The sequence below is a fragment of the Stenotrophomonas sp. Steno-Z10-HUANG genome (genome assembly GCF_056393075.1).
Window position 1 is genome coordinate 575,822 of record NZ_JBWJPA010000001.1, and the last position, 19,113, is coordinate 594,934.

Annotated in this window: 19 protein-coding genes; 13 read left to right on the top strand and 6 right to left on the bottom strand. The window is 69.5% G+C overall.

Going from position 1 to position 19,113, the window contains the following annotated elements; all coding sequences use genetic code 11:
• Positions 1–10: 10 nt before the first annotated feature.
• Positions 11–481, top strand: a complete 471-nt coding sequence (locus tag AC06E6_RS02535) for a chemotaxis protein CheW (protein WP_104939346.1) — start codon at positions 11–13, stop codon at positions 479–481.
• A 325-nt stretch (positions 482–806) separates the two neighbouring features.
• Here the strand turns inward: AC06E6_RS02535 and AC06E6_RS02540 are convergent, their stop codons facing one another.
• Entirely contained in the window at positions 807–1,541 is a 735-nt protein-coding gene (locus AC06E6_RS02540) for a 16S rRNA (uracil(1498)-N(3))-methyltransferase (protein ID WP_312346854.1), read from the bottom strand.
• Positions 1,542–1,665: 124 nt separating this feature from the next.
• On the opposite strand from AC06E6_RS02540, the gene nudE reads away from it, so the two are divergent.
• The 10 genes from nudE (at position 1,666) to AC06E6_RS02590 (ending at position 9,023) form a co-directional block, all read left to right on the top strand.
• Positions 1,666–2,214 (top strand): ADP compounds hydrolase NudE, encoded by a 549-nt coding sequence (gene nudE / locus AC06E6_RS02545; protein WP_161613525.1) that lies wholly within the window; start codon positions 1,666–1,668, stop codon positions 2,212–2,214.
• The gene (cysQ, locus tag AC06E6_RS02550) at positions 2,211–3,017 is read left to right on the top strand and encodes a 3'(2'),5'-bisphosphate nucleotidase CysQ (protein WP_478060191.1); all 807 of its coding nucleotides are present in this window, start codon (positions 2,211–2,213) and stop codon (positions 3,015–3,017) included. Before nudE ends, cysQ begins: the two co-directional genes overlap by 4 nt.
• On the top strand, positions 3,014–3,844 hold the full coding sequence (gene mazG, locus AC06E6_RS02555) for a nucleoside triphosphate pyrophosphohydrolase (RefSeq protein WP_478060193.1): 831 nt from the start codon (positions 3,014–3,016) through the stop codon (positions 3,842–3,844). Before cysQ ends, mazG begins: the two co-directional genes overlap by 4 nt.
• Positions 3,844–4,173: a YnfA family protein gene (locus AC06E6_RS02560; protein ID WP_478060265.1), complete on the top strand. Its 330-nt coding sequence runs from the start codon at positions 3,844–3,846 to the stop codon at positions 4,171–4,173. The genes mazG and AC06E6_RS02560 overlap by 1 nt, the downstream gene beginning before the upstream one ends.
• 39 nt (positions 4,174–4,212) lie before the next feature.
• Positions 4,213–4,515, top strand: a complete 303-nt coding sequence (locus AC06E6_RS02565) for an Mpo1-like protein (protein WP_104939344.1) — start codon at positions 4,213–4,215, stop codon at positions 4,513–4,515.
• Between the two features lie 64 nt (positions 4,516–4,579).
• On the top strand, positions 4,580–5,548 hold the full coding sequence (locus AC06E6_RS02570; protein ID WP_104939343.1) for an SPFH domain-containing protein: 969 nt from the start codon (positions 4,580–4,582) through the stop codon (positions 5,546–5,548).
• A 3-nt stretch (positions 5,549–5,551) separates the two neighbouring features.
• Positions 5,552–5,983 (top strand): NfeD family protein, encoded by a 432-nt coding sequence (locus AC06E6_RS02575; RefSeq protein ID WP_313247722.1) that lies wholly within the window; start codon positions 5,552–5,554, stop codon positions 5,981–5,983.
• An 84-nt stretch (positions 5,984–6,067) separates the two neighbouring features.
• Positions 6,068–7,174, top strand: coding sequence for a glycine cleavage system aminomethyltransferase GcvT (gene gcvT / locus AC06E6_RS02580; RefSeq protein WP_240212171.1), 1,107 nt, complete (start codon positions 6,068–6,070; stop codon positions 7,172–7,174).
• Positions 7,175–7,260: 86 nt separating this feature from the next.
• Positions 7,261–7,656, top strand: a complete 396-nt coding sequence (gene gcvH, locus AC06E6_RS02585; RefSeq protein ID WP_104939340.1) for a glycine cleavage system protein GcvH — start codon at positions 7,261–7,263, stop codon at positions 7,654–7,656.
• Positions 7,657–8,543: 887 nt separating this feature from the next.
• On the top strand, positions 8,544–9,023 hold the full coding sequence (locus tag AC06E6_RS02590) for a hypothetical protein (protein ID WP_104939339.1): 480 nt from the start codon (positions 8,544–8,546) through the stop codon (positions 9,021–9,023).
• A 340-nt stretch (positions 9,024–9,363) separates the two neighbouring features.
• Here the strand turns inward: AC06E6_RS02590 and AC06E6_RS02595 are convergent, their stop codons facing one another.
• On the bottom strand, positions 9,364–10,776 hold the full coding sequence (locus tag AC06E6_RS02595) for a serine hydrolase domain-containing protein (RefSeq protein ID WP_313232726.1): 1,413 nt from the start codon (positions 10,774–10,776) through the stop codon (positions 9,364–9,366).
• A 125-nt stretch (positions 10,777–10,901) separates the two neighbouring features.
• Complete coding sequence (locus AC06E6_RS02600) at positions 10,902–12,506, bottom strand: GMC family oxidoreductase (protein WP_478060196.1); 1,605 nt, start codon at positions 12,504–12,506, stop codon at positions 10,902–10,904.
• Between the two features lie 108 nt (positions 12,507–12,614).
• Here AC06E6_RS02600 and AC06E6_RS02605 point away from each other — a divergent pair, with 108 nt between their 5' ends.
• On the top strand, positions 12,615–13,916 hold the full coding sequence (locus tag AC06E6_RS02605; RefSeq protein ID WP_240212169.1) for an NTP/NDP exchange transporter: 1,302 nt from the start codon (positions 12,615–12,617) through the stop codon (positions 13,914–13,916).
• A gap of 421 nt (positions 13,917–14,337) precedes the next feature.
• Here AC06E6_RS02605 and AC06E6_RS02610 read toward each other — a convergent pair whose 3' ends face one another.
• The 3 genes from AC06E6_RS02610 to AC06E6_RS02620 form a co-directional block, all read right to left on the bottom strand.
• The gene (locus AC06E6_RS02610; RefSeq protein WP_240212168.1) at positions 14,338–14,814 is read right to left on the bottom strand and encodes a hotdog fold domain-containing protein; all 477 of its coding nucleotides are present in this window, start codon (positions 14,812–14,814) and stop codon (positions 14,338–14,340) included.
• A gap of 69 nt (positions 14,815–14,883) precedes the next feature.
• Positions 14,884–17,355: an acyl-CoA dehydrogenase gene (locus AC06E6_RS02615; protein WP_321989140.1), complete on the bottom strand. Its 2,472-nt coding sequence runs from the start codon at positions 17,353–17,355 to the stop codon at positions 14,884–14,886.
• Positions 17,352–18,242 carry an alpha/beta fold hydrolase gene (locus AC06E6_RS02620; protein WP_478060198.1) on the bottom strand — a complete coding sequence of 297 codons (891 nt, stop codon included), beginning with the start codon at positions 18,240–18,242 and terminating at the stop codon, positions 17,352–17,354. The genes AC06E6_RS02615 and AC06E6_RS02620 overlap by 4 nt, the downstream gene beginning before the upstream one ends.
• A 182-nt stretch (positions 18,243–18,424) precedes the next feature.
• Between AC06E6_RS02620 and AC06E6_RS02625 the strand changes: the two genes are divergently transcribed.
• A complete protein-coding gene (locus AC06E6_RS02625; protein ID WP_104939332.1) occupies positions 18,425–19,027 on the top strand; it encodes a TetR/AcrR family transcriptional regulator in 603 nt (200 codons plus the stop codon).
• Positions 19,028–19,113: the final 86 nt, after the last annotated feature.

Genomic DNA, 19,113 nt, shown 5'->3' on the forward strand with positions numbered 1-19,113 from the left:
GGAACCGACCATGAGTTATGCAAGCAACGATGAAGTCCGTGGCGTCCTGATCCAGGCCGGCGCCGAGCGCGTGCTGCTGCCCAATGCCACCGTCGCCGAGATGATGTCGCGGGTGCCGGTGCAGCCCATCGAGGGCGCCCCCGACTGGCTGGCCGGCTACATCGCCTGGCAGGGCTGGGAAGTGCCGCTGCTGTCCTACGCCCGCTTCAACGGCGGCGACGAGCCGGTCTCCGGCAGCAACAAGGTGGTGGTGCTCAAGGCGCTGGGCGGCAACCCGGAGATGCCGTACTTCGCGCTGCTGACCCAGTCCTTCCCGCAGCTGATCGCGGTGCCGCGCGACGGCCTGCTCGCCGACGCTTCCGAGGAAAGCCTGCCGCAGGGCGTGCACATGCGCGTGCTGCTGGGCGAACAGAGCGCGCTGCTGCCGGACCTGGACGCGATCGAAAGCGCGGTGGTCGCCGCACTGGCGGCGGTGGCCTGAAGCCACCCCATCGATGCGGGGCCCGCCCCGCACGGGCATTGCCGGCAGGTCCGCGTGTGGGGCAAGCGCCACGATACCTACGTGGGCACGATCACCGGCAATACGCGCCAGGCTGCCATCTGCGCCGTAGGTGCGGGGCTTGCCCCGCACGGGCATTGTCGATCAGGTGGCGTTGCAGGCGGGGCAGGCCGCGCATCCCCGGTGCGCCATGCAGCACACCGCGCACCGCCGTGCGCTCCTACAGGTCGATCAGGTGGCGTTGCAGGCGGGGCAGGCCGCGCATTCCCGGTGCGCCATGCAGTACACCGCGCACCGCCGTGCGCTCCTACAGGTCGCCCAGCCGCGCCTGCAGTGCGGCGATGGCGGCCAGCCCCGCGGTCTCGGTGCGTAGGATGCGCGGTCCCAGCTGCAGCCCCTGGAAGCCGGCGTCGGCCAACTGCTGGCGGTCGCGTGGCGACCAGCCCCCTTCCGGGCCGATGGCGATCACCACCCCGCCGGCCGGCGCCGGCGGCAGCGCCGACAGCCGGTGCGCGCCCTGTGGATCCAGGGTCAGGCGCAGGCTCTGCGCCGGCAGCGCTGCCGCCGCCGTGGCCAGCGCCTGCGGCGCTGACAGCGCCGGGATGCGGGCGCGGCCGGACTGGCCGCAGGCCGAGCCGATCACGCTGCGCCAATGCGCGATGCGCTTCTCCGCACGCGCGGCATCCAGCTTCACTTCGGTGCGCTCGGCGTTGACCGGGACGATCGCGGTCACGCCCAGCTCGGTCGCCTTCTGCAGGATCAGGTCCATCTTCTCGCCGCGGGCGATGCCCTGCAGCAGGGTGATCGCCAGCGGTGATTCGTTGTCCAGCGCCTGCGCGGCATCGATCCGTACCTGTACCTCGCGCTTGCCCACCGCCAGCAGCGTCGCCGTGTAGTCGCTGCCGTCGCCGTTGAACAGCACGCAGGCATCGCCCTCGCGCAGGCGCATCACCCGCACCAGGTGGTTGGCGGCGTCCTCGGGCAGGGTCACGGTCTGCCCGGCGTGCAGCGGCAGTGCCACGGGGCAGCGGGTCAGGCGCATGCGCGGCTCCGGCAGGGCGGGGTCATCGTCGTGGCGGCGGGGTCTGCTAGCATTTCGGGCTCATGGAAACGTATCTGCCAGTGCGCATTCTAGCGATCCGCCCGTCCTCCGCCCGGAGCCCCGCATGAGCCGCCGGTTGCCGCTCATCCATCGCGTGCGCGAGGAGGACATCGGCCCGTTCCACCAGGAACACCTGGACCTGGAGTTTTCCAACGGCGAACGCCGGCATTTCCAGCGGCTGGTCAGCCGCGGCCATGGCGCGGTGGTGGTGGTGCCGATGCTGGACGCGGACACCGTGCTGCTGGTGCGTGAATACGCCGCCGGCCTGCACCGCTACGAACTGGGGCTGGTGAAAGGGCGCATCGACGCCGGCGAAACCCCGCAGCAGGCGGCCGACCGCGAGCTCAAGGAAGAGGCCGGCTATGGTGCCCGCCGCATCGACGTGCTGCGTACGCTGACCCTGGCGCCGACCTACATGAGCCACCAGTCGTGGCTGGTGCTGGCGCGCGATCTCTACCCCGAGCGCCTTGCCGGCGACGAACCCGAGGAGCTGGAAGTGGTGCCCTGGAAGCTGGCCGAGCTGGACGCGCTGATGCTGCGCGAGGATTTCTCCGAGGGGCGCTCGCTGGCGGCCCTGTTCATTGCCCGCGAATGGCTGGGGAAGGCGCCATGAGCGTCCTCGATCCGTCGCTGCGCGAGGCCGTCATCGGCATCGCGCGGCAGGCCGGCGCGGCCATCATGCAGGTCTATGCCGATGGTTTCGACGTCGCCCACAAGGACGACCTGAGCCCGCTCACCAGCGCCGACCTGGCCGCGCACCACGTGATCGTGCACGGCCTGTCGCAGCTGACCCCGGACCTGCCGGTGCTGTCGGAGGAATCGGCGCAGCTGCCGTGGGAGGCGCGCCGCCAGTGGCAGGACTACTGGCTGGTCGATCCGCTGGACGGCACCCGCGAATTCATCAAGCGCAACGGCGAATTCAGCGTCAACATCGCGCTGATCCGCGACGGCGTGCCGGTGTTCGGCGTGGTGCAGGCACCGGTCACCGACGTCGTCTGGCACGCCCTGCGCGGCGATGGCGCGTGGCGCCGCGAGGGGGGGCGCGAGGACGCCATCCTCACCCGGCGGCCGCCGGCGCTGCCGCTGCGGGTGGCGGCCAGCCGCTCGCACCGCGATGCGCGCACCGGCGAACTGCTCGCGCGCATGGGCGAGATCGAACTGGTGGCGCAGGGCTCGTCGCTGAAGTTCTGCCGCATCGCCGAGGGCACGCTGGACGTGTACCCGCGGCTGGGGCCGACCAGCGAGTGGGACACCGCCGCCGGACAATGCGTGCTGGAAGCGGCCGGTGGCGTGCTGCTGGCCGCCGATACCGGCGAGCCGTTCCACTACAACCGCCGGCCGCGCCTGCTCAATGGCGACTTCATCGCATTGGGCGACCCGTCGCTGCCGTGGCGCGACTGGGTGGCCGCGCCGTGAGCGCCGGCGACCTGGGCGAACCGGGCGACGTCGCCACCCTGCTGCGGATCATGGCGCGCCTGCGCGATCCGCAGGGCGGCTGCCCGTGGGACCTGCAGCAGGATTTCTCCAGCATCGCGCCGTACACGATCGAGGAAGCCTACGAAGTCGCCGACGCGATCGACCGCAATGACCTGGCCGGGCTCAAGGACGAACTGGGCGACCTGCTGCTGCAGGTGGTGTTCCATGCGCAGATGGCCAGCGAGCAGGGCGCGTTCGCCTTCGCCGACGTGGTCGCGGCGATCAGCACCAAGCTGCTGCGCCGGCACCCGCACGTGTTCGGTGATGCCCGGGCCGACGACGCCGGCCAGGTGGTGGAGAACTGGGAGCAGATCAAGCAGCGCGAGCGCGCCGACGCCGGCGATACCGACGGCTCGGCGCTGGCCGGCATCGCCCGCGGCCTGCCCGAATGGCAGCGCGCGCTGAAACTGCAGAAACGCGCGGCGCGTACCGGCTTCGACTGGCCCGACGTTGCGCCGGTGCTGGACAAGCTGCGCGAGGAGGTCGACGAGGTGCAGACCGAGTTCGAAAGCGCCGCGCATCCCGGCCGCCACGCGCGGCTGGAGGACGAGATCGGCGACCTGCTGTTCGTCTGCGCCAACCTGGCCCGCCACGCGCGGGTGGATCCGGGCAGCGCGCTGCGCCGCGCCAACCTCAAGTTCGAGCGCCGCTTCCGAGCCATGGAGGCGCTGGCCGCCGCGCGCGGGCAGGTGATGTCCGCGCTGGAACTGGAGCAGCAGGAAGCGCTGTGGCAGGCGGTCAAGCGCGGGGAACAGGACGCGCCGTGATCAAGACCCTGGCGCTGTTCGCGGTGACCGCCCTGGCCGAGATCGTCGGTTGCTACCTGCCGTGGTTGTGGCTGCGCCAGCAGGGCAGCGCCTGGCTGTTGTTGCCGGCGGCGGCCAGCCTGGCGCTGTTCGCCTGGCTGCTGACCCTGCACCCCACCGCAAGCGGCCGTGTCTACGCCGCCTATGGTGGCGTCTACGTCTGTGTCGCACTGCTCTGGCTGTGGCGCGTGGATGGGATCGCGCCGACCCGTTGGGACCTGCTCGGCGCCGGGCTGTGCCTGCTCGGCATGGGCGTGATCATGACCGCTCCCCGCGGCGGCGCGGCCTAGGGCGCTATGCTGCGCGCATCGCCCGTCGAGGGATGCGTCATGGCCCGTTTCGGCAGCTTCCGCGAGTTCTACCCGTTCTACCTGAGCGAACACCGCAACCGCACCTGCCGCCGGCTGCATGTGCTGGGCAGCGCCGCCGCCCTGCTGTGCCTGCTGGCGGCGCTGTTGAGCGGGCGCTGGCCGTGGGCACTGGCCGCCCTGGGCTGTGGTTACGGCTTCGCCTGGGCCGGGCATCTGTTCTTCGAGAAAAACCGCCCGGCCACATTCAGCCACCCGCTGTATTCGTTCGTCGGCGACTGGGTGATGTTCGCCGCGGTACTGCGCGGCCGGCTGCCGTTCTAGCCGGCGCCGGCTGGCTATACTCGGGCCGGCAACCCGACGAATCGAATTCACAAGGAGCGTACTGATGGGCGGCGGCTTTTTTCTCGCGGCGGTGATACTGGTGGGCGGTGCGATCGTGCTGTTCAAGACGGTGCGCATGGTGCCGCAGGGCTACGAATGGACGGTGGAGCGCTTCGGCCGCTACACCCACACCATGTCGCCGGGCCTGCACTTCCTGATCCCGGTGGTCTATGGCGTCGGCCGCAAGGTCAACATGATGGAGCAGGTGCTGGACGTGCCAAGCCAGGAAGTCATCACCAAGGACAACGCGGTGGTGCGGGTGGACGGCGTGGTGTTCTTCCAGGTGCTGGACGCGGCCAAGGCCGCCTATGAGGTCGCCAACCTGGAGGTGGCGATGATCGCGCTGGTGCAGACCAACATCCGCACCGTGATCGGCTCGATGGACCTGGACGAATCGCTGAGCCAGCGCGAGACCATCAACGCGCAGCTGCTGAGCGTGGTCGACCATGCCACCAATCCCTGGGGCATCAAGGTCAACCGCATTGAGATCCGCGACATCCAGCCGCCGCGCGACCTGGTCGATTCGATGGCACGGCAGATGAAGGCCGAGCGCGAGAAGCGCGCGCAGATCCTGGAGGCCGAGGGCCTGCGCCAGGCCGAGATCCTGCGCGCCGACGGCGAGAAGCAGGCGGCGGTGCTGGAAGCCGAAGGCCGCAAGGAGGCCGCGTTCCGCGACGCCGAGGCGCGCGAGCGCCTTGCCGAGGCCGAAGCCAAGGCCACCGCGATGGTGTCCGAGGCCATCGCCCAGGGCGACGTGCAGGCGATCAACTACTTCGTCGCGCAGAAGTACGTGGAAGCCTTCCGCGAACTGGCCAGCTCGCCCAACCAGAAGCTGGTGCTGATGCCGATGGAGGCCAGCGGCGTGATCGGCTCCATCGCCGGTGTCGCCGAACTGGCCCGCGAGGCTTTCGCCCGGCAGGAAGAACGCAAGGCATCGCCATCGCGCGGCAACCCGCCGCCGCTGGGGCGCTGAGCCATGCGCTGGGAGGTAGTGGGCTGGGCGGCGTTGGCGGTGCTGCTGTTCGCCGCCGAGGCGATGGCGCCGGGCGCATTCATGCTGTGGATGGGGTTCGCCGCCACCGCCGTGTTCCTTGCGGTGTGGGCGTTCGACGGGTTCAGCGTGCTGGCCCAGGTGGTGCTGTTCGTGGTGCTCAGCTTCGTCTCGATCCAGGTCTACCGCACCTGGTTCCGCCGCCGTGACCGGCCCAGCGACCAACCCTTGCTCAACCGCCGCGCCGAGCAGCTGATCGGCCGGGTGGTGGTGCTGGACCAGGCCATTGCCAACGGCGTCGGCCGGGCCAGGATCGACGATGCGTTCTGGGTCGTGGCCGGCCCGGACCTGCCCGCCGGCAGCCGCGTGCGGGTGGTGGCGGTGGACGGCATGACGCTGAAGGTGCAGGACGCCTGAGGCACGGCGGCGCGGGTTCCGCGCCGGCATGGGCGCGGCCCGGGCCATCTGGGATAATGGCCGCTTTCCTTGCATGGAACGGCCATGACCCTGAAGACTCTCCTCAACGAAACCCACCGCTCGCTCGGCGCCAAGATGGTCGATTTCGGCGGTTGGGACATGCCGATCCATTACGGTTCGCAGATCGACGAGCACCACCTGGTGCGCCGCGCCGCGGGCATGTTCGACGTCAGCCACATGACCGTGGTCGACCTGAAGGGCGCGCGCACCCGCGAGTTCCTGCGCCAGCTGCTGGCCAATTCGATCGACAAGCTCAAGGTCACCGGCAAGGCGCTGTATTCGTGCATGCTCAACGCGCAGGGCGGGGTGATCGACGACCTGATCGTCTACTTCCTGGCCGACGATTTCTTCCGCATGGTGGTCAACGCCTCCACCCGTGAGAAGGACCTGGCCTGGATCCGCCAGCATGCCGCGGCGTTCGACGTGGAAGTGGTCGAGCGCGAGGACCTGGCGATCGTCGCGGTGCAGGGGCCGCAGGCGCGCGCGCTGGTCGCCGGCCTGGTCGCCGAGGGCGACCGTGCCGCGCTGGACAAGCTCGGCCGCTTCGCCGCGCTGGACGTCGCTTCCGTCGATGGCGTGCCGCTGTTCGTGGCACGCACCGGTTACACCGGCGAGGACGGTTATGAGGTGCTGCTGCCGCAGGCGGCGGTGGTCGGCTTCTGGAACGCGCTGCTGGCCGCGGGCGTCAAGCCGGCGGGCCTTGGCGCGCGCGACACGCTGCGCCTGGAAGCCGGCATGAACCTCTACGGCCAGGACATGGACGAGGGCGTCACCCCTTACGAAGCCGCGCTGGCCTGGACCGTCGCCCTCGACGAGGGCCGTGCGTTCATCGGCCGCGACGTGCTGGAAGCGCAGAAGGCCGCCGGCAACGCACGGCAGATGATCGGCCTGGTGATGGACGACAAGGGCGTGCTGCGCCACGGGCAGAAGGTGCTCACCGCCAACGGCGAGGGCGAGATCCTGTCCGGCACGTTCTCGCCGACGCTGGGCAAGGCGATCGCCTTCGCCCGGGTGCCGGCCGGCGAGCCGGGCGAGGTGCGCGTGGACATCCGCGGCAAGGAAGTGCCGGTGCGCGTGGTCAAGTTCCCGTTCGTGCGCGACGGCCAGCCGCAGCCCGGCATCAACGCCTGACAATCCCGCGGCCGCGCGGGGCACCGCCCCGCGCCGTCCGTTAAACTACGCATCCACCCCGTCCACCGTTTCTTCGGAGCAGTTCCATGAGCGAGATCCCCGGCGACCTCAAATTCCTCAAATCCCACGAATGGGCCCGCGTCGAAGGCAATGGCCGCGTCACCGTCGGCATTTCCGACCACGCGCAGGGCCTGCTGGGCGACCTGGTCTACGTCGAACTGCCCGCCGTGGGCGACACGGTGCAGGCCGGCAACGCCGCCGCCGTGGTCGAGTCGGTCAAGGCCGCCTCCGACGTGTACAGCCCGGTGTCCGGCACCGTGGTCGAAGTCAACGAAGCCCTGGCCGACAAGCCGGAAACCATCAACGAGGACGCCTACGGCGAAGGCTGGCTGTTCGTCGTGGAGATGTCCGAGCCGGAGCAGGTGAACGAGCTGCTGGGGCCGGACGACTACGCCGAGCTGCTGGAAAACGACGACCACTGATCCGGTTGCTTCGCGCCCACCGGAACGGCCGCCTCGTGCGGCCGTTTCTTTTTTCATCGCCCCGCGTCGCTGGCGGCGTGTCGCCGGCCGGCATGCCGTCGATGCACGCGCACGGTCGGCGCCGCGACGGCGGCGTCCATCGCCTGGTTCGGTGATGTGCGGTTGTCGCCCGCGCGCGTCGACGCGCGATGCCCGGGCGCCCGGCGAAGCGACAACCGGTGGCGACCATCGTGATCGGCGCGGACGCCCGCGATGGCTCCGGCAGGCGCCGATTGTTTGCGCAAAACCTTCCCCGCGATGCGCGCGGGCACGCTCGCGGCGCAACCAAACCAGGTCGCGCCGCCATTTTTTTTTCACACGCCCGGAACCGCGGTCGCGGCGTCGGCGTTTGTGCGCCCGCCGCCGCGGTGCGTGCGCGCCGCGAACGAATAGTGCTTTTTTTACGGTGTTTTTCGCATGCGCCGACATGGCGTGCGCAGTGCATGCGGCGGCGTCGCCGGATGTGCGGGCGGCAATGGCGGGCGTTGCCGGCACGGTTGGTGTGAAGCTTTCCGGAAAAAGTTGCGCGCGGGTAGTTGACAGTAAAAAAAACCGTGATTAGGTTTCGCCCAGCAGACCTTTGCTGCGGAAGCGAGTGAGCCGGATCAACATTCAGATGCGAAGCACAACCTGGACATCCGCCACGATTGCACGGATGGTGGAGCAGGAGTCGCTTCCTTCCGCGAAACACCCCCCGAACAAGACATGGCACCCGTGGCGGGAATCGTTGCGGGTGTTTCTGTATCCGTCACGATGCGGCTGACGCATCGTCGGTCCTCCGCGATACACCGCGGATTTGCTTCAACTGGGCATTTCAATTCCATAGATCACTGACGAGGAGCCATCCAATGGCCACGAAGAAAGCTGCGAAGAAGCCGGCCGCCAAGAAGGCGGTGAAGAAGGTCGCGAAGAAAGCTGCTGCCAAGAAGGCAGTGAAGAAGGTCGCAAAGAAGGCCACCGCCAAGAAGGCAGTGAAGAAGGTTGCCAAGAAGGCGACCGCCAAGAAGGCAGTGAAGAAGGTCGCAAAGAAGGCCACCGCCAAGAAGGCGGTGAAGAAGGCGGCGAAGAAGGTTGCCAAGAAGGCCACCGCCAAGAAGGCGGTGAAGAAGGTCGCCAAGAAGGCCACCGCCAAGAAGGCGGTGAAGAAGGTTGCCAAGAAGGCTACGGCCAAGAAGGCGACCGCCAAGAAGGCGGTGAAGAAGGTCGCGAAGAAGGCTGCTGCCAAGAAGCCGGCCGCCAAGAAGGTTGCTGCCAAGAAGAAGCCGGCTGCCCGCAAGAAGAAGGCGGCTCCGGTCGCGCTTCCGGCCACCCCGGCGCCGCTGATCTGATCCAGCGCTGAAGCTGTACCTGGAACTCCTTCCCCGACTGCCCAGCGGGGAGGGAGTTTTTTTATGCGCGCGCATCACCCGGGCGCGGCCGGGGTGACGCCTGGTACCGGAGACGACAGGCACCGCCGCGGACACCTGCCGGCGAACGGCCGCGCGGTCGCGACGGATCACCTGCCGCCCGCGCCGCTCCATCGGCGCTGGCGGCAGGCGCAGGTGTGCCGATGCCGGTGGACGCCGGGTGCGCCCGGGGCGTGGGGCCGGGCGTGGGTACCGTGCCGGATACGCAGCAACGAAAAAGGCGGCCGAAGCCGCCTTGTCGGTGCGTCCCCCGGGCGCCGGGTCAGCGCGGAGACGCGGTGGCCCGGTCGGAGGCGACACCCTTCCTGCCACGCGGCGGATTGGCCGGGGTCTCGTCCGCCATCAGGTTGTCGCTGCCGAAGTCGGTGTCCACGTCCAGCCAGCGCTGCGTCGGCAGGCCGAGGGCACGGTCGAGGATGGTCGGCATCAGCCCGCTGGGCACGCTGCTCTCGCCATTCCACATCACCGCGATGCCGAGATCGCGCTCGGGCAGCAGCGCGACCAGGCCGCGGTAGCCCTGCACCGCGCCGGCGTGGAACACCACGGTATGGCCGGCGTAGTCGAACACGCGCCACCCCAGTGCATAGCCGGCCGAGTCCAGCCGCTGGCGGCGCCAGCCCGAACGCATCTCGCCCGGCGTGTTGACCAGCGGTGCGTGCAGGGTCGCCAGCAGCGGTGCCGGCAGCACGTCGGGGCGATGCCCGGTGTGCGCCAGCAGCCACTGCGCCATGTCGCTGGCGCTGGCGTTGACCCCGGCGGCCGGGGCGACCCGGTAGTAAGTGGGCTTGGGCGACAGCGAAACCCAGCCGTTGCGGCTGCGCACGTGCGGGCGCGCCCAGCGCGGACTGGCCTGGATGCCGGCCAGGCCGAGGCTGGCATCGTTCATGCCCAGCGGCTTGAAGATACGGCGCTCGACCGCCTGCTCGTAGAAGCTGCCAGAGGCCGCATAGACCACGTCGCCGATCAGGCTGAAGGCGACGTTCTGGTAGGCGTAGCATTCGCCGGGCTCGCACTTGAGCGGCGCGCTGGCGAGCTTGCGGGTCAGCGTGTAGTAGTCGGCGTTGGCCTCGATGTCGCGGTCGTACGCGTTGTACGGCAGGCCGACGCGGTGGCTGAGCACGTCGGCCACGGTCAGCCGGCCGCTGGCCTCGGGCGTGGCCAGCTGGAAGCCGGGCACGTAGTCGGTGACTTTGCTGTCCCAGCGCAGGGTGCCGTCGTTGACCAGCAGCCCGGCCATGGTGCCGGCGAAGGCCTTGGACAGCGATGCCAGGCGGAACACGGTGTGCGCGTCCACCGGCTGCGGATTGCCGATGTCGGTGACGCCGAAGCCGCGGGTGGACAGCACGCGGCCGTTGTGCACGATCGCCATCGCGATGCCGGGCACGCGGTTGCCGTAGGTGAGCTGTTCGGCCATCGATTCGATGGCGGCGACATTGAAGCCCTCGGGCAGGGCCTGCACCTGGTCCGGGCGCAGCGCCACCCGGTAGGGCATCGGCTGCGTCGGCGACTGCATCGGCGCGTTCTCGAGGTTCACCGGCAGCGGCGGGGCCGATGCAGGCAGCGGCTGCGGCGCGGTGGGCGTCTGGGCGGTGGTCGACAGTGCGAAGGGCATCAACACACCGAGCAATCCCGATGCCACCGGACGGAAACGCCGGCGTCTGCTGTTCTCTTTCATCGTGATCGATGCCTGCTAGCTAAGGCTGTCGCCGATTCTAGCGCCGCTTTTCTGGATTGCACAAACGGGGAGAAGATGAATAGGCATCATCTTGATATTGCTCGGTTTTGCAGCCCGACCACCGCTCAGCGCGGCGCGGCGGCCTGCGGATCGAGGATCAACGCCGCCGCACGCTCGGCCATCATGATCACCGGCGCGTTGGTGTTGCCGCTGACCAGCGTGGGCATCGCCGAGGCGTCGATCACGCGCAGTCCGTCCACGCCGCGCAGCCGCAGTTGCGGGTCGAGCACCGCCGCGTCGTCGCTGCCCATGCGGCAGGTGCCGACCGGGTGGTAGATGGTCTCGGCCTTGGCGCGGATGAACGCCTCCAGGCCGGCGTCGTCCAGGTCCTCGCGGGCGGGGAAGATCGGCGCGCGCCGCCAGCGGTCGAACGCGCGCTGGCGCAGCAGGTCGCGGCTCAGGCGTGCGGCCTCGATCATCATCTTCAGGTCGAAGCCGTCGTCGTCGCCCAGGTAGTTGGCATGGATCCGTGGCGCAAGCGACGGGTCCGCGCCGGCCAGCGCGATGCGGCCGCGGCTGCGCGGGTGCAGGTAGCAGGCGTGCAGGGTGTAGCCATCGCCGGGCAGGCGGTGGCGGCCATGGTCGTCGAGCATCGCCGGCACGAAATGGAACTGGATGTCGGCACGCTCGTCGGCGGCGAAGCGCGAGCGCACGAAGCCGCCGGCTTCGGCGATGTTGCTGCTGCCGGCGCCGCGGTGGCCGCGCAGGAACCAGTCGAACGCGATCTTCAGCTCGCTGGCGCGGTCGTAGCTGACACCGGGAACGGTGCGGTACAGGGTGCAGATATCCAGATGGTCCTGCAGGTTGGCACCCACCTGCGGCTGGTCGAGCCGCACCGTGATGCCGTGGGCGCGCAGGGCATCGGCCGGGCCGATGCCGGAGAGCATCAGCAGCTGCGGCGAGTTGACCGCGCCGGCGCTGAGCAGCACCTCGCGCCGTGCGTGCAGGTGCTGCCGCTGCCGGCCCTTGCGCAGCACGATGCCGTGCGCGCGGCCGGCGTCGACCTGGATGCGCTCGACCTGTGCGCCGGTGAGCACGTGCAGGTTGCGGCGCTGGCGTACCGGCGCCAGATAGGCGGCGGCCGACGAGCAGCGCGCGCCTTGCTTCTGCGTCACCTGGTACAGGCCCACGCCGACCTGGGTGGGCCCGTTGAAGTCAGCATTGTGCGGATGGCCGGCCTGCACGCCGGCGTCGACGAAGGCATGGCTGAGCGGATTGACGTGGCGCAGGTCGGAAACATGCAACGGGCCGGCGTGGCCGTGCAGCGCGTCGCTACCACGGCTGTTGCATTCGGCCTGGCGGAACCACGGCAGCACGCCGGCCCAGTCCCAGCCGCTGGCACCGGCCGCGGCCCAGCGGTCGTAGTCGCCGGCGACGCCGCGCACGTAGCACATCGCGTTGATCGAGCTCGACCCACCCAGCACCTTGCCCCGCGGCCACCACAGCCGCCGTCCCTGCAGCTGCGGCTCCGGTTCGGTGTGGTAGCTCCAGTTGAGGCGGCGGTTGTCGACCAGCCGGGCCAGCCCGGCGGGCATGTGGATGAACGGGTGGCGGTCGCGCGGGCCGGCCTCGACCAGCAGTACCTGCAGCTGCGGATCGGCACTGAGCCGGTTGGCCAGCACGCAGCCGGCCGAACCGGCACCGATGATGATGTAGTCGAATTCCCGCATCGCGCTTCCCCCTGGCGTATCGCCAGCATAGCCGGGAAGAACGCCCGCACTGGCGATGTTGCAGTGCATCGGATACCGTGCGCGCTTTGTGGCGACAGGTGCAGGCCGATGCGGTCCGGTCAGGGCAGGGTACATGCGGGGGAGCGGCTGGCGGTTGCGCTGTCCTTCGCCTATTTCTTTTGCGTGCTGGCCGCGTACTACGTGATCCGTCCGCTGCGCGAGCAGCTGGCCGCCGCGGTCGGCTCGACCCAGCTGCCCTGGTTCTACGGCGCCACCTTCATCGGCACCCTGCTGCTGTCGCCGCTGTTCGCCGCGCTGGTGACGCGCTGGCCGCGGCGGGTGGTGATGCCGGTGGTGCAGGTGTTCTTCATCGCCTGCCTGCTCGGGTTCGTGCCGCTGTTCGCGTGGCCGGAGCTGCTCGGGCCGAAGACGCTGGGGGTGACGTTCTTCGTCTGGGTGAGCGTGTTCAACCTGTTCGTGGTGTCGGTGTTCTGGAGCTTCATGTCCGACATCTGGGACAGCGCGCAGGCGCGGCGGTTGTTCCCGGTCATCGCTGTGGCCGGCACGGTGGGCGCGGTCGCCGGGCCGATGCTGACCCGTTCGCTGGTGGGCGTGATCGGCGTGGCGCCGCTGCTGGTGGTCTCGGCGGCACTACTGTGCCTGGCGCTGGGGTGCGTCGTGGCCCTGGGGCGCTGGGCGCGGCGGCATGGCGCGCGCCGCCACGAACCCGGCCACGAGGCCGCGGTCGGCGGTGGCATGTTCGACGGCCTCAAGCAGGTGTTCGCCGATCCGTTCATCCGCAACATGTCGATCCTGCTGCTGCTGGCCGACGGCATCGGCACGGTGAACTATGCGCTGGTGACCGACTACTCCGGGGCCACGTTCGCCGACGCGGTGGCGCGCACCCGCTTTGCCGCCAACATCGACCTGGCCGGCAACGTGCTGACCGCCATCACCCAGCTCACCCTCACCCGCTGGCTGCTGCCGCGCAAGGGGCCGGGCATCGTCATCATGATCTGGGCGCTGGTCAGCGTCGGCGCGCTGTCGCTGGTGCTGTTCGCGCGCGACCCGCACGCGCCGCTGCTGATGGGCATGCCGGCGGTGGCGATCGCACTGATCGTCAGTCGCGGCCTGGCCTACGGCATGGCCGAGCCGGCGCGGCACAGCCTGTACACCCGGGTGCCGCGCAGCGTGCGCTACAAGGGCCAGAATGCAGTGGACACGGCGGTATGGCGGTTCGGCGACATGTCCATCGCGCTGGGCATGAACTGGTTGCGCGTGCTGGGCATGGGCACTGCCGGCTTCGCCGGCGTCAGCGCGGCCGCGGCCGTGATCGCGGCAGGCATCGGCTGGCGGCTGTCGCGTCGCCCCGAGGGCGTGCCGGCGCCGGAGGCGCCGCCCGCCCGCTGATGGCTTTGCCGGGCGCGCGCCGGTCCACGGCGCGTCCCAGGCCAGCGCCAGCGGCGCGGCATGCAGCGCCGCGTCCAGCGTGGACACCAGGCTCAGCAGCTGCGCGTACCAGCCATGCAGGTGCCGCAATGCCGACCGCTCCAGCATGCGCCATGTCCAGAACAGCGCCACAAGTCCCTGCAGCGCCGGTCCAAGCGGCATGGCGTGCGGTCCGCGGCCGAAGACCAGTGCCAGCGCGCATACCGGCGAAGACGTGGCCCCGACGCGGGTCGGGGATCTGCATGACCGTGCGCTTGGCCAGGCCGTTGCGGGTGAGCTCGCGTTTCCGGGCGAACCGCTTCCACCAGGCCAGGTCGGAGGCCGCGGAGCGCAGGCCGTGCACGCCGTCCGGGCGCACCGCCCCTTCGGTGGTGTCCGTGGCCTAGCCGTTTGCGCGGCGCGGCGACACCCACATCGCAATGCGGGCGGTGAACACCTCGGTGCCCGCCGCATCGCTGATGCCGACCCGCACCGGCAGTTCGTAACCGGCGGGGGCGCTGGCGATGGGGCGTTCCGGCACCGCTACGGCCTTGAGGGGGCCGCGCGCCTTGGCCAGGTAGCGCACCTCCATGCCCCTGGGAATCCAGCGCATGTCGGCCGGCAGCGAGGCATCGGTCATCAGGCCGGCGGTCAGCTCGGCCAGGTTGCACAGCGCGATCGCATGCACGGTGCCGATGTGGTTGCGCACTTTGCGGCGGTCGGCCAGGGTGCCTTCGCAGCGGCCGTCCGCGAGCAGGGTGATGCGCGGGGAAATGCTGGCGAAATACGGCGCCTTGAAGCACACCGCGCGGGTGAACAGCCAGCGCCCGCCTGGCCAGCGCGACAGGCGCCGGTACAGCGTCAGCAATGGGGGGCTCATCGTCGCCTCCTGGACAGGGAAACGGCGGGCAGGTGCCCGCCGTCTTCCGGTTGCGTCGGATGGCCCGGTTCAGGCCACCTGCTGCGGCTGCCGGCCGTGGTGGTCGTAATACGACGCGGCACGCAGCTCATGCGGATCGAAGTCGTCCACGGTGATGGTATCCAGGGTGATCGCGCGCAGTTCCTCCAGCAGGGTGCGCTCGTCCTGGGTGATGACCCCTTCGGCGACCGCCTCGTCCAGCTGCGCGGGGAAGGTCAACGCCTCGATGCCCTTGGTCTTGAGCGCCTTGAGGAACTTGCGCTCCACCGGCTCGGCCATCACCGCCTTGGTCAGGTAGCTGGCGATGCGGCCACCGGGGTTGTTCTCGCACGGGGTCAGGAACACGCCCTTGGCCAGCCGGTCGCGGGCTTCGTTGGGCGACATCAGGGTGGCGGCCACGCGCCGGCTCAGGCGATCGCCGGGAGCTTCGGCGCGGCGGCCGAACGGGAAGATCAGCGCCCACATCAGCCAGCCGATCGGGCGGATCGGGAAGTTGCGCAGCGCCGCCGACAGTGCCTCCTCGATACGGTGCACGCTGTCATGGAACGCCCACGCCAGCAGCGGCTGGTCGGCCGTCGGCGCGCCTTCGTCGTGGTAGCGCTTGAGCATCGCGCTGGTCATGTAGATGTGGCTGAGCACGTCGCCCAGGCGGCCGGACAGCGATTCCTTGAACTTGAGCTTGCCGCCCAGGGTCATCATCGAGATGTCGGCCATCAGCGCCAGGTTGGCGGAGTAGCGGTCCAGCTTGCGGAAGTAGCGGCGGGTGTAGGCGTCGCCCGGGGCGGCACCGAAGCGCGCGCCGGTCAGCCCGAACCAGAACGAACGCACCGCGTTGGAGATGCCGAAGCGCACATGGCCGAACAGCGCCTGGTCGAACTCGCGCAGGCCGGCCTTGCGGTCCTCGTCCTGGGCGGCCTTCATTTCCTTGAGCACCCACGGATGGCACAGGATCGCGCCCTGGCCGAAGATCAGCAGGCTGCGGGTCATGATGTTGGCGCCTTCCACGGTGATCGCGATGGGCGCGGCCTGCCAGCTGCGGCCGGCGAAATTGCGTGGGCCGAGGATGATGCCCTTGCCGCCGATGACGTCCATCATGTCGCTGATGCACTCGCGGCTCATGTTGGTGCAGTGGTACTTGGCGATGGCCGACGGCACCGACGGCACGTCGCCGCGGTCCACCGCCGCCGCCGTGGCCTGCGACAGCGCGCTGATCTTGTACGCCTTGCCGCCGATGCGGGCCAGCGCTTCCTCCACGCCCTCGAAGCGGCCGACCGACAGGCCGAACTGCTTGCGGATGCGGGCGTACGCGCCGGTGATGACCGCGCCGGCCTTGGCACCGCCCGAGGCGGTGGATGGCAGGGTGATGGAGCGGCCGACGGCCAGGCACTCGTTGAGCATGTTCCAGCCCAGGCCGCGCTTGTCCGGGCCGCCGATGATCTGGCTGAGCGGGATGAACACGTCCTTGCCGCGGATCGGGCCGTTCTGGAACGGCGAGTTCAGCGGGAAGTGGCGGCGGCCGACTTCCACGCCCGGGGTTTCGCGCGGCAGCAGCGCCAGGGTGATGCCGATGTCCTTGGTGTCGCCGAGCAGGCCGTCGGGGTCGTACATGCGGAACGCCAGGCCGATCAGCGTGGCCACCGGCGCCAGGGTGATGTAGCGCTTGTCGAAGGTCAGCTTCAGGCCGAGGACTTCCTCGCCGTTCCAGGTGCCCCTGCAGACGATGCCGAAATCGGGGATGGAGGTGGCATCCGAGCCGGCGAACGGGCCGGTCAGGCCGAAGCATGGCACCTCGATGCCCGCCGCCAGGCGCGGCAGGTAGTAGTCCTTCTGTTCCTGGGTGCCGTAATGGTTGAGCAGTTCACCCGGGCCCAGCGAGTTGGGCACGCCGACGGTGGAACTGACCACGCTGGAGATCGACGCCAGCTTCTGGATCACCTTGTGGTGGGCCAGCGCGGAGAAGCCCAGGCCGCCGTACTGCTTGGGGATGATCATGCCGAAGAACTTGTTCTTCTTGATGAAATCCCACAGTTCCGGCGGCAGGTCGGCGTGGACATGGGTGATTTCCCAGTCGTTGACCATCCGGCACAGTTCCTCGACCGGGCCGTCCAGGAATGCCTGCTCTTCGGCGGTGAGCTGCGGCTTGGGATAGTCCAGCAGCTTCTGCCAGTCCGGATCGCCAGTGAACAGCTCGCCCTCGAAACCGACCGAGCCGGTCTCCAGCGCGATGCGCTCGGTCTTGGACAGCGGCGGCAGCACCTTGCGGAACACCCCCATGAACGGCGAGGTGATCAGCGGCTTGCGCAGGAACGGCAGCAGCACCAGCGCGCTGACCACGGCCAGGATCGCCGCGGCGACGATGACCGCGGTCGGGTTGATGCCCGCGAACCAGCAGATGCCCAGCAGTACGGCGCCGATCACCGTCCAGGTGACCAGCCGCATGCGGTGATAGGCGACGAAGGCGGCTGCCAGCAGCAGCGCCAGGAAGGGAACGACAGTACTCATTGACTTGCTCCGGTAACGTGCTCGGTTCGGGCGGACGCGGCGGCGGGAGCCGGGGGCAGTGCGTCCAAGTAGTTCAACACGGCGGCGGTAAACGCGTCGTTGTCATCGCCTGCCACCATATGCGTGGCGTCGGCCAGATGCACGTGTTGCGCGTGCGGCACCAGCGCCAGGAATTCGGCCACCGTCTGCGGGGTGACCAGGTCGCTGCGGCCACCGCTGACCAGCAGCACCGGGCATTCGACGCGGCGCGCGGCTTCGGCGATGGCATCCTGGTGCTGTTCGCTGTCGCGCGCCAGTTCCTCCACCAGCCGCGGATCCCAGTGCCAGCTCCAACGGCCGCTGCCGGTGGGGCGCAGCAAGCCACGCAGGGCATCGTCGCTCTTGCGCGGGCGGTGCGGCATATAGGCGGCGATGCTGTTGGCGGCCGCTTCCAGCGAGGCGAAGCCATCCGGGTGCGCGCTCATGAAGGCGAGGATGCGCTCGACCCCGCGGGTTTCCCAGCGCGGAGTGATGTCCACCAGCACCATCGCCGCGAACAGCCCCGGCCAGCGCGCCTCGGCCATCAGCCCGAACAGCCCGCCCATCGACGCGGCGACCAGCACCGGTGGCCGCGGCAGTTCGCCGGCGACCACGATCAGGTCGTCGGTGAACTGCTCGCCGTGATATGGCAGCCCGGCCGGATTCCAATCGGAACCGCCATGGCCACGCGCATCGTAGGCCAGCGTGGCGTGGCCGGCGGCATGCAGCGCCGCGGCAGTCGTGGTCCACGCGCCGCGGGTCTGGCCGAAGCCGTGCGCGAACAGGATCGGCGGCTTGTTTCCAGGGGCTTTCGTGGCGGCCAGTCCGATGCCGTGGGCACCTTCCAGGCGGGTGTCTTGCGCGTGCATGGGGCTCACAGGGAGAAAACCGTACCTGATAGTATGGATTCGCCCGGATGCCTGTCAATACTGATGGGTATGGATCGGAACGCCCTGCGCCACATGGCTTTGGCGGTCTCGTCGCCTGGTCGCGCCGCCCGCCGGCGCGGCGCATACTGCATCCAGTCCCCTGCGTATGGTTAAATCAGCGGATGAACGAATCTTCAGCTTCCCCGGCGGAACCCCGCGGTACACGCAACAGCCGCCTCAGTGCGGACGACTGGGCCCAGGCCGCCCTGGACCTGATCGCGGAGCAGGGGGTCGGCGCGGTGGCGGTGGAGCCGCTGGCCCGCCGCCTTGGCGTCACCAAGGGCAGCTTCTACTGGCACTTCCCCTCGCGCGACGCGCTGCTGCAGGCCGCACTGGAACGCTGGGAGCTGGTCGAGCAGCAGCAGGTGTTCGGCAGCCTGGAGGAAGTACCCGACCCGCGCACCCGCTTGCGCGCGCTGTTCCAGCTGGTCGCGCACGAGGTCACGCCGCACGTGATCTACAGCGAGCTGCTCAAGGCGCTGGACAACCCGCTGGTACGTCCGGTGATCGACCGCGTTTCGCAGCGACGCCTGGACTACCTGATGGCCTCGTTCCGCCAGGCCGGCCTCAGCTCCACCGACGCCCGCCACCGCGCGCGCTTGGCCTACGCGGCCTACGTGGGCTTTCTGCAGCTGTCACTGCAGCTGCAGCAGCCGAAGCAGGCGCGCGAGGAATTCGAATCCTACGTCGAGCACGTGATCGAGACGCTGATCCCGAACGGGTGAGGGCAGGCAACGGCGGGGAATGGAGAGCCGCGCATGTCGCGGCTTTTTTCATGCGCCATTCTCCGCTCTGCGTGGCTCGGAAAAAA

Coding starts and splice junctions, on each gene's coding strand:
- AC06E6_RS02570 (WP_104939343.1), top strand. CDS start 4,580: ATGGGCGGCGGCTTTTTTCTCGCGGCGGTGATACTGGTGGGCGGTGCG.
- AC06E6_RS02595 (WP_313232726.1), bottom strand. CDS start 10,776: ATGAAAGAGAACAGCAGACGCCGGCGTTTCCGTCCGGTGGCATCGGGA.
- AC06E6_RS02610 (WP_240212168.1), bottom strand. CDS start 14,814: ATGAGCCCCCCATTGCTGACGCTGTACCGGCGCCTGTCGCGCTGGCCA.
- AC06E6_RS02540 (WP_312346854.1), bottom strand. CDS start 1,541: ATGCGCCTGACCCGCTGCCCCGTGGCACTGCCGCTGCACGCCGGGCAG.
- AC06E6_RS02600 (WP_478060196.1), bottom strand. CDS start 12,506: ATGCGGGAATTCGACTACATCATCATCGGTGCCGGTTCGGCCGGCTGC.
- AC06E6_RS02605 (WP_240212169.1), top strand. CDS start 12,615: ATGCGGTCCGGTCAGGGCAGGGTACATGCGGGGGAGCGGCTGGCGGTT.
- AC06E6_RS02565 (WP_104939344.1), top strand. CDS start 4,213: ATGGCCCGTTTCGGCAGCTTCCGCGAGTTCTACCCGTTCTACCTGAGC.
- gcvH (WP_104939340.1), top strand. CDS start 7,261: ATGAGCGAGATCCCCGGCGACCTCAAATTCCTCAAATCCCACGAATGG.
- AC06E6_RS02625 (WP_104939332.1), top strand. CDS start 18,425: ATGAACGAATCTTCAGCTTCCCCGGCGGAACCCCGCGGTACACGCAAC.
- gcvT (WP_240212171.1), top strand. CDS start 6,068: ATGACCCTGAAGACTCTCCTCAACGAAACCCACCGCTCGCTCGGCGCC.
- AC06E6_RS02575 (WP_313247722.1), top strand. CDS start 5,552: ATGCGCTGGGAGGTAGTGGGCTGGGCGGCGTTGGCGGTGCTGCTGTTC.
- AC06E6_RS02590 (WP_104939339.1), top strand. CDS start 8,544: ATGGCCACGAAGAAAGCTGCGAAGAAGCCGGCCGCCAAGAAGGCGGTG.
- AC06E6_RS02615 (WP_321989140.1), bottom strand. CDS start 17,355: ATGAGTACTGTCGTTCCCTTCCTGGCGCTGCTGCTGGCAGCCGCCTTC.
- AC06E6_RS02535 (WP_104939346.1), top strand. CDS start 11: ATGAGTTATGCAAGCAACGATGAAGTCCGTGGCGTCCTGATCCAGGCC.
- nudE (WP_161613525.1), top strand. CDS start 1,666: ATGAGCCGCCGGTTGCCGCTCATCCATCGCGTGCGCGAGGAGGACATC.
- AC06E6_RS02620 (WP_478060198.1), bottom strand. CDS start 18,242: ATGCACGCGCAAGACACCCGCCTGGAAGGTGCCCACGGCATCGGACTG.
- cysQ (WP_478060191.1), top strand. CDS start 2,211: ATGAGCGTCCTCGATCCGTCGCTGCGCGAGGCCGTCATCGGCATCGCG.